The 15,439-nt window shown below is 58.3% G+C and carries 22 protein-coding genes; 12 read left to right on the forward strand and 10 right to left on the reverse strand.

Features of this window, described 5'->3' with window-relative positions:
• Window positions 1–77 precede the first annotated feature (77 nt).
• Together SH584_RS02695 and SH584_RS12670 are read right to left on the reverse strand one after the other, a co-directional pair.
• Window positions 78–344: a DUF5985 family protein gene (locus SH584_RS02695; RefSeq protein WP_324808350.1), complete on the reverse strand. Its 267-nt coding sequence runs from the start codon at window positions 342–344 to the stop codon at window positions 78–80.
• Entirely contained in the window at window positions 341–622 is a 282-nt protein-coding gene (locus SH584_RS12670) for a DUF5985 family protein (protein WP_416385144.1), read from the reverse strand. The genes SH584_RS02695 and SH584_RS12670 overlap by 4 nt, the downstream gene beginning before the upstream one ends.
• A gap of 804 nt (window positions 623–1,426) precedes the next feature.
• Here SH584_RS12670 and SH584_RS02700 point away from each other — a divergent pair.
• Together SH584_RS02700 and SH584_RS02705 are read left to right on the forward strand one after the other, a co-directional pair.
• A complete protein-coding gene (locus SH584_RS02700; RefSeq protein WP_324808352.1) occupies window positions 1,427–1,822 on the forward strand; it encodes a response regulator in 396 nt (131 codons plus the stop codon).
• Window positions 1,819–2,004, forward strand: coding sequence for a hypothetical protein (locus SH584_RS02705; protein WP_324808354.1), 186 nt, complete (start codon window positions 1,819–1,821; stop codon window positions 2,002–2,004). Before SH584_RS02700 ends, SH584_RS02705 begins: the two co-directional genes overlap by 4 nt.
• 351 nt (window positions 2,005–2,355) lie before the next feature.
• Here SH584_RS02705 and SH584_RS02710 read toward each other — a convergent pair whose 3' ends face one another.
• Window positions 2,356–2,838 carry a hypothetical protein gene (locus SH584_RS02710; RefSeq protein ID WP_322840308.1) on the reverse strand — a complete coding sequence of 161 codons (483 nt, stop codon included), beginning with the start codon at window positions 2,836–2,838 and terminating at the stop codon, window positions 2,356–2,358.
• A 386-nt stretch (window positions 2,839–3,224) separates the two neighbouring features.
• Here SH584_RS02710 and SH584_RS02715 point away from each other — a divergent pair, with 386 nt between their 5' ends.
• The 5 genes from SH584_RS02715 (at window position 3,225) to SH584_RS02735 (ending at window position 6,363) form a co-directional block, all read left to right on the forward strand.
• A complete protein-coding gene (locus SH584_RS02715; RefSeq protein WP_324808357.1) occupies window positions 3,225–3,968 on the forward strand; it encodes a phenylalanine 4-monooxygenase in 744 nt (247 codons plus the stop codon).
• Window positions 3,969–4,381: 413 nt separating this feature from the next.
• Entirely contained in the window at window positions 4,382–4,831 is a 450-nt protein-coding gene (locus SH584_RS02720; protein ID WP_324808359.1) for a hemerythrin domain-containing protein, read from the forward strand.
• A 13-nt stretch (window positions 4,832–4,844) separates the two neighbouring features.
• Window positions 4,845–5,297, forward strand: coding sequence for a hypothetical protein (locus tag SH584_RS02725; RefSeq protein ID WP_324808360.1), 453 nt, complete (start codon window positions 4,845–4,847; stop codon window positions 5,295–5,297).
• Between the two features lie 128 nt (window positions 5,298–5,425).
• Window positions 5,426–5,692: a hypothetical protein gene (locus SH584_RS02730; protein ID WP_324808362.1), complete on the forward strand. Its 267-nt coding sequence runs from the start codon at window positions 5,426–5,428 to the stop codon at window positions 5,690–5,692.
• A gap of 188 nt (window positions 5,693–5,880) precedes the next feature.
• Window positions 5,881–6,363 (forward strand): hypothetical protein, encoded by a 483-nt coding sequence (locus SH584_RS02735; protein WP_324808364.1) that lies wholly within the window; start codon window positions 5,881–5,883, stop codon window positions 6,361–6,363.
• Window positions 6,364–6,370: 7 nt separating this feature from the next.
• Here the strand turns inward: SH584_RS02735 and fixJ are convergent, their stop codons facing one another.
• Together fixJ and SH584_RS02745 are read right to left on the reverse strand one after the other, a co-directional pair.
• Window positions 6,371–6,997: a response regulator FixJ gene (gene fixJ, locus SH584_RS02740; protein ID WP_324808366.1), complete on the reverse strand. Its 627-nt coding sequence runs from the start codon at window positions 6,995–6,997 to the stop codon at window positions 6,371–6,373.
• The gene (locus SH584_RS02745; RefSeq protein ID WP_324808368.1) at window positions 6,994–8,361 is read right to left on the reverse strand and encodes a sensor histidine kinase; all 1,368 of its coding nucleotides are present in this window, start codon (window positions 8,359–8,361) and stop codon (window positions 6,994–6,996) included. Before SH584_RS02745 ends, fixJ begins: the two co-directional genes overlap by 4 nt.
• Window positions 8,362–8,626: 265 nt before the next feature.
• On the opposite strand from SH584_RS02745, the gene SH584_RS02750 reads away from it, so the two are divergent.
• The 3 genes from SH584_RS02750 to SH584_RS02760 are packed head-to-tail and all read left to right on the forward strand — an operon-like array spanning window position 8,627 to window position 10,034.
• Window positions 8,627–9,319 (forward strand): alternative oxidase, encoded by a 693-nt coding sequence (locus SH584_RS02750; RefSeq protein ID WP_322842716.1) that lies wholly within the window; start codon window positions 8,627–8,629, stop codon window positions 9,317–9,319.
• Window positions 9,320–9,348: 29 nt separating this feature from the next.
• Window positions 9,349–9,735, forward strand: coding sequence for a group III truncated hemoglobin (locus SH584_RS02755; protein ID WP_324808371.1), 387 nt, complete (start codon window positions 9,349–9,351; stop codon window positions 9,733–9,735).
• Window positions 9,732–10,034 carry a TehB family protein gene (locus tag SH584_RS02760; protein ID WP_324808373.1) on the forward strand — a complete coding sequence of 101 codons (303 nt, stop codon included), beginning with the start codon at window positions 9,732–9,734 and terminating at the stop codon, window positions 10,032–10,034. The genes SH584_RS02755 and SH584_RS02760 overlap by 4 nt, the downstream gene beginning before the upstream one ends.
• Before the next feature lie 130 nt (window positions 10,035–10,164).
• Here SH584_RS02760 and SH584_RS02765 read toward each other — a convergent pair whose 3' ends face one another.
• Window positions 10,165–10,581 carry a hypothetical protein gene (locus SH584_RS02765; RefSeq protein WP_322842719.1) on the reverse strand — a complete coding sequence of 139 codons (417 nt, stop codon included), beginning with the start codon at window positions 10,579–10,581 and terminating at the stop codon, window positions 10,165–10,167.
• A gap of 415 nt (window positions 10,582–10,996) precedes the next feature.
• Window positions 10,997–11,398, reverse strand: coding sequence for a UrcA family protein (locus tag SH584_RS02770; protein WP_324808375.1), 402 nt, complete (start codon window positions 11,396–11,398; stop codon window positions 10,997–10,999).
• A 167-nt stretch (window positions 11,399–11,565) separates the two neighbouring features.
• Between SH584_RS02770 and SH584_RS02775 the strand changes: the two genes are divergently transcribed.
• Together SH584_RS02775 and SH584_RS02780 are read left to right on the forward strand one after the other, a co-directional pair.
• Window positions 11,566–11,775, forward strand: coding sequence for a hypothetical protein (locus tag SH584_RS02775; protein WP_324808377.1), 210 nt, complete (start codon window positions 11,566–11,568; stop codon window positions 11,773–11,775).
• A gap of 314 nt (window positions 11,776–12,089) precedes the next feature.
• Window positions 12,090–12,740, forward strand: coding sequence for a hypothetical protein (locus SH584_RS02780; RefSeq protein WP_322842722.1), 651 nt, complete (start codon window positions 12,090–12,092; stop codon window positions 12,738–12,740).
• 590 nt (window positions 12,741–13,330) lie between these two features.
• On the opposite strand, the gene SH584_RS02785 is transcribed toward SH584_RS02780, so the two are convergent.
• The 3 genes from SH584_RS02785 to SH584_RS02795 form a co-directional block, all read right to left on the reverse strand.
• Window positions 13,331–13,684, reverse strand: a complete 354-nt coding sequence (locus SH584_RS02785) for a cyclophilin-like fold protein (protein WP_324808379.1) — start codon at window positions 13,682–13,684, stop codon at window positions 13,331–13,333.
• Between the two features lie 143 nt (window positions 13,685–13,827).
• Window positions 13,828–14,358 carry a (R)-mandelonitrile lyase gene (locus SH584_RS02790; protein ID WP_324808381.1) on the reverse strand — a complete coding sequence of 177 codons (531 nt, stop codon included), beginning with the start codon at window positions 14,356–14,358 and terminating at the stop codon, window positions 13,828–13,830.
• Entirely contained in the window at window positions 14,355–15,326 is a 972-nt protein-coding gene (locus SH584_RS02795) for an alpha/beta hydrolase (protein WP_324808383.1), read from the reverse strand. Before SH584_RS02795 ends, SH584_RS02790 begins: the two co-directional genes overlap by 4 nt.
• Between the last annotated feature and the right edge of the window lie 113 nt (window positions 15,327–15,439).

The following is a 15,439-nucleotide window of genomic DNA, read 5'->3' on the forward strand; positions in this document are numbered from 1 at the left end:
AACTAGCAGGCTTTTCCTATGCCGCATGCCAGCCGTAATCAAACAGCATCAAGCGAAGGCTCCACCGACCAATGACGTCAGGAGCGCCCGAAATTTTTTCGACCGACTGCGATTAGGATGATGCCGAAGGCCGTCAGCCGAAAAAGATAAATGTATCCGCGATCCTCTGTCGGAATGTCGAGAAGGGCGGACGTAGCCTGCCCCGCTCCCAAGAAGGCAAACGCCAACGCGAAGGCCAAAAACAGATTGTCGCGAGACTGTCTCCAGAACGACAGAAAGACCAAGCTGCAAACCGCAAAGCAAGCTACGACGCTGCCCGACAGGAACGTCAAAAGGTTCGTCATTCCGCGTCCTTTGCTACGCACCAAATTGCGCCCCAAAGCATCGATACGGCCGCCAAAAGCGAGAAGCCCAATCTTATCACTCGCAAGTCCGCATCGGGCCAGACTAAGTGATCCAGAACCAACACCAGATTGTTTGCTGCCAAAAAAGTGAAACAAACACCGCTCCAAAATAGCAGAGGCATTCTATTCTTGCGAAAACTACGAACGAGGACAAAGGCGCAGGCCATGCTCGTCAGCAAGCACAGCACGTAAACGATCGCCGGTAAGAGGTCATTCATCGTTCGATTTCCCCAGCTTAAAGGCGTCTGAGAAGGCAGCCAGACTACGGGATTGGAACTGAACGATCGCGCGCCGTATCGAGTTCGGCTTCCGCTGATAGAGATCTTCTGCTCGTTCCACACTTGCAGCCACCAGCCTACTACAAGGCATGTAGATCGCCGTTCCTGTGTCGCAGGACACTAGGCCTGCCGCCGAGAGGCTTTCGAGAGCTTGTGAAACCACGTGATCACTCGCGCGCAAGCGCTCGATCAAGATGTTTCGACTACACGCTCCACCCGCGCGCTTCAGGGTGAAAAGTAACTCAAGAGCCCAGATCGAGGTGAACGTTGAGGCGATGAAGGCTAAGGTTTCGTCGTCATTCGTTTGCACATCGCCTCTCTAAGCGAACGAGAACGACCGATCTAGACGCTCAAACAGTTTGTAGCGAGAAAAGCGGGCGAGATGACACTTCCTGGCCGGACTTTCCCGAAAGCGGTGAGTCTGCTTCCCGGTGCGGATTGCGAGATTCAGACGCTCAGTTATGAAATTGCAAATGCCCTGTCGTTTCCCAATGCGGCAGTCGGGCACCTGAATTGCTTAGCGCCCGACGATTTGAGGAAGAGATTGGCCGGCTGAGCGCCGTATTGGTGAAGAAGCTCCGGCGGTTACAACAAATTTGCGATTACGCATGATTTGCTTCCTTTCACGGAGAGAAGGCTTGGCGCCTCCGTGCACGTTTCGGTCCTCTGCAAGAGCGTTTGTTTCCCCAGAGACTCTAAATCTGCCGCAATAGGTTTTTGCATCGCTTGGGTACTTTGCACGTTTTGGCCCATGAGACCTTGAAAGGCGGCATGATGGTTTTAACCGGTAAGAGGGTCCTTGTTATTGAAGACTCTCCCTTAATTGCCACCGCTGCAGCTGACATTTTGGTAGACCTAGGCTGCATTGTCCTCGGTCCGGTGGGCAACATGGCCGATGCTCGTCAACTCTGCGAGAACGAGATGGTCGACGCCGCCCTAGTCGACCTCAACATCCGCGGCACGAAAGCCTTCGCTCTTCTAAAGATCTTGTCAGACAGGCAGATACCTTTCGTCCTCACCAGCGGATATGCTGATTGGTCGATGCCGGAAGAGTGGCGACAATCTGTAAGGGTCCAAAAACCTTACAGTTTTGACATGGTGCAGCTGTCGCTGACAAAAGCCCTTATGGAGAACTCATGAGCGGCGTCGTCGATCAGTATAGAAGAATGGCGGAAGAAGCGCGCATATATGCGGAGGCAGCCTCTCTTCCGAATGTCCGACGGATGCATCTACAAAGTGCGGCGCGCCTGGATGAGATCATAGCTGGCCTTGAAAGGGTTGCTGAGGCTAAAGTTCGCAACGAGAATGCCAAGGTGACTTAGCGACCCCGCGAGTGACCGAATTTCGAGATTTTTGAACCGCGAAAACCGTGGAACCTGCGGATGAGCAGCCATGATGGAAGCGTCAATTCACCGCCCTCGGCGCTGGCGCGCCCGAGAAGTGCCGGAGGGCACGTCTATCTTTAGGGTGAAGTTAAAAGCGCGAAAACGCGCTGACTAAGGCCGCTACGTCTTCGATAGGGCCCTCAATTTGAGTACTTTCTGTTCAGGAGCATTTTCCATCGTCCGCATCGCGTTCGACGTGTCTTTCGCTATGTGGCTATCGATCCACAGCGAACATTCGGTTTCGGCTCGATCGGTAGCCTGAATTAGATCAGGCGGTCAGGGCCACGATCATTCGGCGGTGATGACAGCCGTGGTGCCGCGCTCGTTCTGGGGCGCTTTCTTCCAGCCGGCGACATCAAAACCGCGTTCATGGAGACAACCGGTCACTGCTGTCATGATCGCTTTTTCCCTCTTGGCGCGCTTCATCTTAGCCATGCCCCATGCCCCGCCGACAATTGCAAAGGGCAGCAGTACAATTGTCGCTGACGCTGCAGCGAGCCCGCCATATCCGCCGATCGCGGCTCCTGTTCCGAGACCGACGGCAGCGGTCGTCGCGCCTGCCGCCGCACCCACACCGAGCGAGGCGGAGCGGCCCTTTTGGTCAAGCTTGCCTTCCACAAGCAGCTGGTTGCAGATCGCATAGGCCTGGTCGAACGCGGCAAGGTTAGATTGTGGCGCTGCGAGAGTCGGTTTGAACTCACGCGGCCGCGATGAGCAACCTCCGAGGATCAGGCAGGCGCAGGCCATGACCACCAAGAGATTGCGATGCATGGATTGTCCCCCCGTTTCCCCGCGACCATTTGGTCGGAGGGCCGCCGCGTAAAGTCAAGCTAATGCAACCGAACGCTTCTGGGGGTCTCCTGAGTCCGCTTCCCCTCGTAACGGACGTTTTGTGCTGCCCCTCCCCCTTGTTTCGGGACACAGCCCTGCCCTCGTCTAGGTTTTTCGCCTGCTGCATCGCGATCAGTCCGTCGACATGGCAATCTGGCATTCACCTACGCTGGATGATAACAGGCCTCGATGACCTTCTTGATCGCCCGCGCCAGCTATTATCGCCCCTTCACGGTGGGAAGCAGCTGACGCGCGTCTGATTGACAAGCAACCGCCCGCCCGCCCGACACCGTCCGGCGGGTTTTTTTGTGCCTGGAGAATTTGTGATGCTCGCTGAAGTCAACAATGCGGCCCGTAGCTCGCACTGGCAAAGGTTCTTGGTCGATCAGTCGTGGACGACGTTCACGCCCGACGACCACGCCGTTTGGGATGAGCTCTTCGCCCGGCAGATGCAGCTTCTTCGCGGCCGTGTCGTCAGCCCCTTCTTCGAGGGGGTCGACGAATTGGGTCTTCGTGACCCTGGTGTGCCCAACCTGTCACGCTTGAACGAGCGACTTGTCGAGCGGACTGGTTGGCGCTGCGTGTCGGTCGCGGGTCTCGTCCCCGATGAAGCGTTCTTCGCCATGCTCGCCGCACGGCTGTTCCCGATCGGCAACTTCATTCGAAGCAGGACGCAGATGGACTATCTGAAAGAGCCCGACTGCTTCCACGACATTTTCGGTCACGTGCCCATGCTCGCGGACCCGCGGATGGCGTCGGCGATGCGGTCGGTCGGCGAGTTTGGCCTGGAGGCAATCGCTTCCGGTGAAGGTCAGGTGGTCGCGCGTCTCTACTGGCACACCGTTGAATTCGGCCTGTGCAAGGAAGACGGCGAGCTTCGCATCCTCGGTGCTGGTCTTGCGTCAAGTTTCGGAGAGGCGCGCGCAAGTCTCGAGGATCCCTCCATCGATCGTCGACGCTTCACCTTCGAGGCGGCGACGGCTTCGCCATATCGCCATGATGCGATGCAGCCGCTTTACTTCGTATCCGACAATTTTGAGGCAGCCATCGCCGCTTTGCATCGACGCTGATTTGGCTCGCAGCCCGCGGCGCTACAGCTAGACCGGCGCAGCTCGCATCCCACTTTACTCTATTTCGGGGAAAAGCGGACTGTCAGCTTACGGTCATGCAAAATCTACCATGCGACTAAAGATTTGAGCTTCGCGGCGGCCCCTCCCGTTAAGACCGCCATCGGATCGGAACGACACTGATTGCGCACGGTTTCTCACCTATCACGCAAGGGAGTTTCATCATGGTCACCACTTCCACACCCAAAAGCACGAGCCGCAGCCGCACGGCACCTGCAGCCGGCAGATCAGCGCAGACATCTCGCTCAGGCTCCGATAATTCCAGCGGATCGACTGGCGCATTCATCGGCGCAGCGGTGGCAGGGGCGGCTATCGCCGTTGCTGCCAACCTTAGCCGAAAACTAGCCGTACAGGGCATGAGTGCCCGCAAAGGTAGTTGGGCTGAAAGCCTAGCCGCGGAGCATAAGATGGTTCTCGCACTGTTCGATAAGGCACTCGCGACCAACGAGACCGACAAGAAGAAGCGCGCGCTACTGCTGATGCAAATCGGCCATGCGCTCGACAAGCATGCCTATGCGGAGGAGCATGTCGTCTATCCCGCGCTTCGCGAAGCGAACAGCCAGTCGGACGCCGAGCAACTCGAGACCGAGCATGGCGAAGTGAAGACATTTCTCTACCGCCTGCACAATACGGAGGTCACATCGCCCGACTGGATCTCGATCATGCGAGATTTCCGCAATTCGGTTGCGGCGCATGCCCGGCTGGAGGAGGACGTCATCTTCCCGCGCCTCCGCTCGGAAATAGACGACGAGCTCGACGAGAAGATCACGTCGGACGTCAACAAGGCTGGCTTCATGATGGCCTGACGGGAGGCCGCTGGTGCCAAGACTCAAGTTGTTCAAGGTGACCAGCGGCTTCCACGACCGTTACGTCGCTGCCACCAGCCGATCAGCTGCGCTCAAGGCGTGGGGCGCTCGAACAGACCTGTTCGCGATGGGCGCGGCTGAGCAGGCCGACGACGACGCGATCCTGGCCGAAGCCTCCAAATCCCCCGGGACAGTTCTCCAGAAGCGGCGGACGAAGGGTTCCGAACTCGAAAGGCGCGCTGTGCCGCGGAGAGCCAAAGACGATCGCGTCAAGCGCAAGCGTGCCCTCGCCACTTCCGAACGCAAGCTAGCCGCCGCCGAAGCAGCGCGCGACGCCGACTTGGCCAAGCGGGACGCAGCGATCAATCGGCTGGCGCGAAGCCGCGAGGTGGCCGAGACAAAGCACGAAGCCGCGATAAAAAGACTTCGGGAGGACCTAGCAGCGGCGCAGGTCCGCCACGGGTAACGAACTCCTCGAGTGATCGCCCGCCTTTGTCTAAACTGGCCAACGACTGGCCTCCCACTGCACAACGGCTTCACCCTGCGCTGATGCGATGATGGTCGGCGGCAGCATCGGAGCAATCGCCGTGGGGGATGAACCTGATCCAGTTTATTGATTACCATTTCACGAAAAAGTATTCCTTTTTGCACTTTTGCGTCTTCGGAGGTGAGTCACAGGGGAGATCAACGATGATCCGTACTGGACAGTATGCCGATTACTACCGGATGCGCGCCGCGCAGGAGCGCAAGCAAGCTTCCCGGGCTCGTAGCAACATTGACCGAGCGGTCTGCCTTAAGCTGGCCGAACAATACGATCTGATGGCAGCGCGGCCGACAATTCAGGACACTGAGCAAATCTAGTTCGCCCCAAAGGATCTCTAATTTCTCGCGCCCTCATTGCGCAACCGTTTGTGCGGGTCCTTGCTCTTCGCCGCTGCCGGATGGCATGGCTCGCGCGCTTCCGTAATAACCCTTAAGTTGATCACCCAAATTCCCGGCGACTTCGTCCCAGCCTAATCCTCCACCGTTCATCAGACGAGAGGAAGACGATGTTTCGCGAGGCAACCACGCAGGCAGAGCAATTCGACAGGGACGAAGGCGTCTGGCCGGTTCTTAATCGGATTTCGACAAAATCTCCGCCGACGCCGAGCGTCGTCCATGATGCCGGTCCGTTTCGGCCGGCGCCGGCAGCGCCTGACATTCCCGTTACGGTCGGTGCGCTTTTGTTTGCGAGTTATCTCGGGCTCATCGCTGCGCTCGCCATCGCCACGGCCGGTCCGGGTCAGTCAGCATTTGCATTGGTGATTGCCGGCCTGTTCGTCGTCGCGTTCTTCACGGTCCCGCGGCTGATCCTGTCGCAGGAGCCGGACCAAAGTGAGCGCGTTTCGATGGAGCGATTCATGGCGACAGGATTGGAAACCTATACCGGGCACTGCTCCGGAGGGTCGGCGCTCGTTCAGATACTTATTGTACCCGTTCTGCTTACCATTGGAATTCTGGCAATTGCGATCGTAATCGCTTTATCGATCTAGAGCGAGGCTAGAGGCTCGCCTCCCCCGCCGCGAGCGCTAGCCTCACAAGTTCCGACAGGCTCTTCACCTGCATCTTACTCATCACATTTGCGCGGTAGACTTCGACCGTCCGAGCGCTGATTCCGAGATCAAAGGCAATGATCTTGTTGGGTTTCCCGTCGACCAGCGCGTCGAGCACCTCGCGCTCGCGTCCAGACAGCGCATCAATCCGACACTGGATTCCCCGCCGCTCCTCCTGCGCATCAACCGAAGCAGTCCTCTTGGCGAGCGCCGCATCAATGGCCGAAAGGATGATGTCGTCGGCGAACGGCTTTTCGATGAAGTCCGACACCCCCGACTTCATCGCCTGAATTGCCATCGGCACATCGGCATGACCGGTGATAACGATCACGGGGTCCGGAATTTTTCGTCGGTTAAGTTCATCGACCAATTCGACCCCCGTCATCTCGGGCATGCGAACGTCGGTCACAATGCAGCCCGGGGCGGGGAGGCCTCCATCGCCTAGCGTGGCGAGGAAGGTGGTCGCACTTTCAAAATCGCGCACTGCATGACCAGCGCACTCGATCAGGAACTTGAGCGAGTGGCGCGCGGCTTCATCGTCATCAATAACGTATACAACCGGCCCCTCAGTCATGCGGCCGCATCCTTTTCGGTTGGCAGGGAAAATTCAAAGAGCGCACCTCCACCATCGCGATTGCGGGCGCGGAGATGTCCTCCATGCGCTTCGATGATCGTGCGGGAGATCGACAAGCCCACACCCATGCCCGACGACTTAGTCGTGAAGAAAGGCTGGAACAGGCGCTCCAGCGCGACCTCGTCGATCCCGCCGCCGGTGTCGCCGACCGCTGTCAGCGCTCGTCCATCGTCATCGCGTCGCACCGTAAGATCGAGTGCCTTCACGCCGCCGCCCTCCATCGAATCCATCGCATTGCGGATAAGGTTTAGTACCACCTGCTGAATCTGGACCTTATCGACGACGACACGATCCACGGAAGGATCGAATTGCATCGAGACGCGAATGCCATGCTGCTTTGCACCAACCAACGCGAGCGCGCTCGCTTCCTCGATAAGTTTGGACAAGCTTTCGGATCGGCGCTCGGTCTCGCCTCTCGATACGAATTCACGGAGCCGCCGGATGATCTCACCGGCACGCAACGCCTCGGCCGATGCGCGCTCGACGGCATCACTGATCTTGTCCAGCGGGACATCGATACGCTTGAGCAGCAAAACGCTACCCTTCAGATAGTTGGCAATCGCCGACAGCGGCTGATTTATTTCGTGCGCCAGCGCCGAGGCCATTTCGCCGAGCGCGGTCAATCGAGAGACATGCACCAGCTCGGTCTGCAGCTCCTGCATTCGTGCCTCAGTCTGTTGCCTTTCCGTAAGATCGCGAATGAAACCGGTAAAGTAGCGATGCTCATCGATACGCATTTCGCCGACCGCCAGCTCCATCGGAAAGGTAGATCCGTCGCGCCGCTCACCGACCACGACCCGGCCGAGCCCAATGATGCGCCGCTCACCGGTGTCGTAATAGCGCTTCAAGTAACTGTCGTGGGCCTCGCGATGCGGCGACGGCATCAGCATGCTGACATTACGCCCAAAAACGTCGGACGCGCCGTACCCGAACAATCGCTCGGCGGTTTGACTGAAGTCCCTGATCAGCCCGGCATCGTCGATGACGACCATGGCGTCGGGCACCGTCTCCAGGATTGATCGCAGATGCGCTTCCCGGCGCATTAGGTCATAATTTACGCGTAGCGCCTCGCCACGTGCGCGCTGAAACCATTCACCGCCTACGGACACCGCGACTGACACGAGGACGAACGCTCCGGCGGCGACATAACTACTCACGGTCAATGCGCCGCCCTGCGCGTCGCAGAATAGGCCTAGCCCTGCCCCTAACAGCCCGATGACCAGCCCCGGGACAAACCCCGCAAACGCCGCCGCGATCACAACGGCTGGAACGAACAGCAGGAACGTTGCCTCCCGGCCAAGCACTGGATCGAAACTGAGCCTGAGCGCAGCCCCGCCTGCGAGTGCTATCGCCGAAAGGGCAAGCGCACGACCTTTGGTCGCATGAACGAGCTGGAATGGCGACAGAGACATTGGCAGACTGCTCATGCGGACTGCATAGCGCGCAGCGCCCCGCCCCGCGACCTACGTAATCCTACCTAGGGGGATGATCGGAATGGGTCGGATCCGTGCGCCCCGCTAATCGATCCCGGCCCGGCACGTCTCGGGGGATCCAAGGGAGTTTTTCACGATGTCCGCACCGTTCGTCGATCTTAGTGTCCATCATGCGCCGCGCGGCCTTTCCGATCGCATCGCCATTGGCTTCACGAAAGTATTACGGTGGACCGCCGATACCTTCTTTGCCGAGCGCTACGGCCATCGTGCAGTCGTTCTGGAAACCGTCGCGGCGGTTCCAGGCATGGTTGGCGCAACGATCAACCATCTCGCCTGCCTGCGGCGCATGTGCGACGATAAGGGCTGGATCAAGACGCTCATGGATGAGGCCGAGAACGAACGGATGCACCTCATGACCTTCATCGAGGTGTCGAAGCCTACGATGTTTGAACGCGCCGTCATCATCGGCGTGCAATGGGTGTTCTACCTATTCTTTTTCGCGCTTTACCTGGTCAGCTCGAAGACCGCGCACCGCGTCGTCGGTTATTTCGAAGAGGAAGCGGTCATCAGCTATACCCACTACCTCGCCGAAATCGACGAAGGCCGGTCGCCCAATGTGCCCGCCCCCGCCATCGCCAAGCAATACTGGGGACTGGCCGATGACGCCACGCTGCGGGATGTGGTGTTGGTCGTGCGTGCTGACGAGGCTCATCACCGCGACGTCAACCACAGCTTCGCGAACGAACTTGCCGGCCTTCCCGACCGCGGCGTGATCGCGCCCTGTCCGCCGCACCAGGAATTGCAACCGGTGTGGAAGCAGGTTGCCTAATGGTGACGGGGGGCAGCGTACTATACGCGATGATCGACGAAAGGTCGCTTCAGCAATTGATCGAGCGATTTTACGCGCGCGTGCGTGCCGACGATCTTATCGGGTCGCTGTTCAATGACGCCGTTGCCGACTGGTCCGAACACTTGCATAAACTGCAGGCATTCTGGTCGAGCGTGATGTTGACGAGCGGTCGCTATAAGGGCCGCCCCTTGCCAGCTCACGTTCAGCACGCCGATCGCATTTCCGGCGCGTCGTTCGATCGCTGGCTATCTCTGTGGCGTCAGACCACAGCGGAGCTGTTCGAGCCGGCGGCTGCCGCAGCACTTCAAGAGAAAGCGGAGCGCATCGCGGAAAGTCTCCAGTTAGGCATTCGTTTTGCGCGCGGCGGGAGCCTGCAATCCAGTGCGGTGTCATGACGGTGCTCAAACCCGCGCAGCGGATACCCCGCGGCTTGACGCACTACAAATCCACACCGCTGTTTACTGCCCAAACTACGCCGATGGCCCTACAAGGTGATCACAGCACGAAATCGGGGGTTTGGGGAGCGATCCAAGTCCGCAAGGGAAGACTACGCTACTTAGTAACCGATGTTCGCCGCGAGAACACGACCGTTGTGCTCACCCCAGAAAAGCCCGCCGGCGTCATTGAGCCAACAATCCTACATCGCGTGGAGGTGATGGGAGACGTAGAATTCGAAGTGGAATTCTGGAGATAAAAGTTGCAGAATGTGGGGGATAGCAGACCCCTGTTCTTGGAGTATGCTGCGACCACAGCAGGGTTTGCCGAGCCTGCGATTTCCTGACAGCCCCCGACCATTGCTACCATTAGCCGCTTGTCACCATCTTCTAAGTGGGATCTTCATCTAGAGTGGCGACGCCCATCAGCGGATGCATGACGAACGTCCAACCGTCGCCGCCAACAATCATTAGACGCAGCGATTGGCGATCTGCGGTGCCGAGTAGCGCCGCCGCTCCTGAAGAGGCAGGCAACGTTACCGTTTTGCCATCCTGATGAATGCCGGTCGCCCAGCCAGAACGACCGTCGCGGATCTCCGTGGCAAGTCGCTCAAGCGCCGTCTCAAGTGCAAGTCGCGCGCGGGGACCTCTCACCCAGGCGTGGCCCCCTGAGAGCAAATCCGACGTTTGGACAACGCCTTGGCTCGAAACCGGGCTTGGCGCTTCAGTCAGACGACGAGGTTTCTCGTTCGTTGGATTGAGAGGACGTACGCCCTCCATACTCATCAACCGGGCAAATTCGTCCATGTCCGTCCCTTCATCGCTTTCCCCGGAGCGCCCGAAATGGGCTGATGGTTCCTCGAAAATGCTGCGGCATGATTATTGGTTTTTCGAACAGAATTCAAAACGCGAGGCGCTGATCCAACGTCACTACCCGACCGTCTCACTGGCCTTGCTGTCAGCTTTGTGACGACCCACAACCCGATGTCTATCATCGCTTCACAATCGCCCGTAAGCAGCCGTGGACTCATGTGAGTTATAGTGCTGCAAGTGGCGTGAAATAGATCGTCTACTTTCGCGCAGTCTTAAAGGTGCCTTCATTTTCTTTCACTGCGCTTAGGTCAATGACTTTTGCGCAGTTGAGAGCGATTGGGATTGCCGCCGTTACGTCCAACGGCGCCTGCAGTAGCAGGGTACTCAGGCGAGCACCCTGCTATAGAGGTCATTTGAAACTAATCGTGATCGCTGCTGCAGCCAAAGAAGACGTGCCTGTTAAGGCGATCTCCCTGGCGCGCTGAACAGCAGTCTTAATTTGCGGACGCGCGCCTCGCCAAGCACCCCTTGAGCAAGCCATGCTTTCGTAGCTCGCCGGACTCACTCCTTCGTGCAGACGATCACATATCCGACGGACTGCAAACCCGACGCGCCGAAAGAGGATTTTCTCGTCTGGCTTGAAGGCCAGATTGAGATCCCGGTAACTGACACGCTCCGTCATTTCATCGAGGCGCTGCCCAGTTACCGTTGCGGAGCGGTCTTGCGCCACCCCCATGGTAGGCGAGACAACAAGAAAGAGGGGCAGCGCTGCAATCCCTACAATTCCGCGCGCGAAGAGATGTTTCTTCATCTCAATTCTCCCTTTGCATGCGCCAAGATGGCGCAACAACGACAGTGAACGCACAATCTCGGAGGCGCATTCATTTTTCGTTTAGCTAGACAGCATTTTCGATGACTGAAACAAATGTCGTTGAAAGGGGCCTCAACGTCGCCCACTTGCTTTGCAGATAGAGACAAATGGTCGAGCCCGACATTTCGCGAACTTGTGCCCGGCGCAAGTCGTTGCAGCGGCGCGCCGTCGATATCGGTGACCTGCTTGATGGCCTGGCCGACCTGATCTGCCCCTCTCTCAGCCCGACTATCTCAATCATCATCAAGCTGACCCAACAACTCTCGTCAGCACGGGGCGATTCAACCGACCCGAACTGGCCCTCCTCAATCTCGTGATCAACGCGCGCAATGCCATGCCATCGGGGGAAAAGCTTGTCGTGACTGTCACTCAGAATGACGTGTGTGAGCGAAACGACCTTGGACTGAAAAAACCAAAACATGTCAGAATCACTTGGCAGAGATCCGTGAGCGCCTAAAATGCTCGAGGTGCGGCGCGAAGGAGGCGCGGACGACCCTGCTCAACCCGCCGGCGCGACGATGAGTTCACGGTGGCGGAGATCGGAAAGAAGTCGGCCGACCTCACGCTGCGCCTTCAACTCAGAGTTATAAAAGCAGAAGCGTGGCTCGCCGTTTAGCTATACAACCCTTCAATGGATGACGCTGCAAAACCTCCTGATCCAAAGCACCTGCGTCGCAAAGATAATCGAGCAAACACGTTTCTGTCGGCGGTTTTGATCGCGCGAGACGTGCAGATTCCGGTGACAGTCAGGAATCTCTCCCCCACAGGAGCCTTGCTACAGGCCCGGACGGTTCTGCAGGTCGAGGAAGCGGTGACGTTAGCTCGAGGAAGCTTGCGAGCGCATGCGACACTCGTTTGGCATGAAGGGCGTTTTGGCGGTCTAAAATTCGATGCACCAATCAATATCGCTCTTTGGATTCCGGGCGCAAAGTATGAAGCGCAGCTAACGGCCGATCGAATGGTCGCCGAGACACGCGGTGAGGCATCGGTCCCCGTGCGGATGGCGACAACTAGATCGCCGGAAGTGATCGACAACTTACCGAGTCGGATCGCAGAGGAACTTGCGTTCGTATCCCGGAATCTCGAATTGCTGGGGAATGTTCTCAGTGACGATGCAACGGTCGTCGCTCGCCACCCTTCTCAACTTCAAGAGCTGGATTTGGCCATCCAGGCATTGGGCCATTTGACGCGCCTGCTCGAATCTAACGAACCTAGCGAGGTGCTGAAGACCATAGGAATGAATGACTTACGGCGCAGACTAGAGCGAAAAAGCCTAGACTAAGCCGCATCCAAGTCCATTAAATGGCGAAATGAAATGACGGATTGTCTGAGGTGTCGCGGAAAAATGACCGAGGGCTTCGCTATTAGTCAAAGTGACGGCGGTAAACTCGGGTGGGTGGACGGGGAGCCAAGCTTCTGGGCTACCCTGACGGCCGGTTTAAGTACCAAGATAACAAGCATGTCATCGCGCCGCTGCACTGAGTGCGGTCTTGTTGAATTCCTCACGGACGAGCGAGCGAAGCCAGTAAAGACGCTAAAGTTAGTGGACGAAGAAAATGAGCGCCTCCGCAAACTGGTCGTGACCTTGCAGCAGAGGCTAGAGACCCTGGAGGCGATAGCTACAGATCCCGGTGAGCGGACGTCTCGGGAAATCGAAGCTTTACGGGCACTGCCATCAACTAGAAATGAAACTGGCAGTTAGCGGAGTCCGGTCTCCACCCCGATCATCCATAGCGATCACTAGTAACCCTAATTGCGCTCCGTGGCTCGATCTGGCCATCAGCGGACAGTCCGCTTTCAATCAGGTTCTGGCTGAAAGCAGACCGTCGGCTCTGAGCTGAAACTAAGAGCGGGCGGGAATTTTGGGGGCGGCTAATCGGCGTGTCGGACAGAGATCGCCAGGCCGGCAGCATTGTCGAGTTGCGAGAGGTCGCCTTCAACTTGCCCAAGGAATACGATTCCTGGCGCCGGCACATTTCCATCGCGATAGTAAATGACGAAGTCGCGATCGCCCCATAGGCCCAAAGTTCCGGCGGAAAAGGCTCTCTGCCGTTCCGCCTGTGGCAAGGGCGATGGTAGTTCACCCGTTTTCTCCTGGCGAAGATGATCGCGCATTTGAATGTGAAGGGGTAACATTTTTGCGAGTGCATGCGCCGCCTCGTTGTCTGATAAGCGCGCGATCAGTTTACGTCCCTCGGTCGTGATCACCACCTCACGATTGGACATAGTCGATCCTTTCGGTGTCTTGGATTGCCGCCCTGCGGGGATGTTATTTTGTGCGCTCGAATTCCCCTTCGCCGCGTCAGATGGAGTTGAAGAGCCACATCCGACGAAAGCAAGAGCGGCAATCATTGCGGCCCCCGGGCGCATCATGCCGGGCCGGCGCGATAGACCTCATCGGGGACGTGTTCCATCCATTCGACGGGTGAGCCGTTCTCGGCTTCCTGGATCGCAACGTGGGCCATGGCGGTTGTCGGCGTCGCGCCGTGCCAATGCCGCTTGTCGGGCGGACACCAGACAACATCGCCTACCCGAATTTCCTCGATCGGACCACCTTCCACCTGGGTCCAGCCTGTGCCTTCGAGGACGACGAGACGCTGGCCGAGGGGATGCTTGTGCCACGCCGTACGCGCCCCTACTTCGAAACGCACCGAAGCCGCGCCAACCTGCGACGGACCTTTCGGTTCGAACAGGGGCGTGATTGTCACGCTGCCAGTGAACCAGTCGCGCGGTCCAGGCGCGGGCGATCGCGCCGCGGCTCGGCTTACTTCCATCGTCGCTGCCTCGACGGCGTTTCCGTTAGCTTCGGCGGCCCCATTCTGGCTGGATGGGGCACGCTCGTTTTCAGGCGCACAGGCCAGCAACGGGAGCGCGCAGAGGGCTGCAATCAGCGTCTTCATTTCTTGTCTCCGGCCAAATGCTGCTGAAAGAAGGAAGTGAACTTGTCGAATGGGATCACGTTGGCCCGGTCGTACAGTTCGGTGTGGCTCGCCCCCGGGACAATCACCAATTCCTTCGGCTGCGCGGCCGCGGCGAATGCCGTTTCACTGAAGTAACGCGAGTGCGCCTTTTCGCCGTGCACGAACAGGATCGGTCGCGGCGAAATCTCCTTGATATACGTCAGGATCGGCATGTTCATGAACGACAGCGGATTAGTGACCGTCCACGACGCGTTCGAGTTGACCGACCTTGGATGGAAGCCCCGACGGGTTTTGTAATAGTCGTGATAGTCGACAAGGAATTGCGCTTCACCGCCCTTGAGCTCATTCATCGCCGGCCCGTACGTGGGCGCGCCGTTCCTGGCATCCTCCCACCGTTGGCGGCTCAATTGCTCCAACGTCTTGGTTCGCTCCGCCAGCGTGACGCTGTCGTTGTAGCCTTTCGACATGACGCGGGTCATGTCGTACATCGTGCTGACCGCCACGGCCTTGACCCGCTTGTCGACAGCCACCGCGTTCAACGCCATGCCGCCCCACCCGCAGATGCCAAGAATGCCGAGCCGCTGCCGATCGACCGACGCATGCCGACCAAGGTAATCGATGGCGGCGCTGAAATCCTCGGTGTTGATGTCGGGAGAGGCAACGTTGCGTGGCGATCCACCGCTTTCGCCAGTGTAAGACGGATCGAACGCCAGCGTGACGAACCCGCGCTCTGCCATCGTCTGCGCGTACAGGCCGGACGATTGCTCCTTTACCGCGCCGAACGGTCCGCCGACGGCGATCGCCGGCAAACGACGATCCCCGCGGCTCTTGGGCAAATAGAGATCGCCAACGAGGGTGATGCCATAGCGATTGGTGAAGGTGACCTTCTGATGATCGACCTTGTTGCTCCTTGGGAAGACTTTGTCCCACGTCTGCGTGAGCTGCATGGTCACTCCATTGGGTTGGTTCCGTTGTGATTGGGCCAGCGCTGGTTGGGCAGTGACGGCAGCGAATGCCGCCATCGCGAAAAACCCGGCCCGGGCAAGACGTCGGCTGCCAG

Origin of the sequence: Sphingomonas sp. LY29 (genome assembly GCF_035593985.1) — a bacterium.
In the GTDB taxonomy this organism is placed as follows: domain Bacteria; phylum Pseudomonadota; class Alphaproteobacteria; order Sphingomonadales; family Sphingomonadaceae; genus Sphingomicrobium.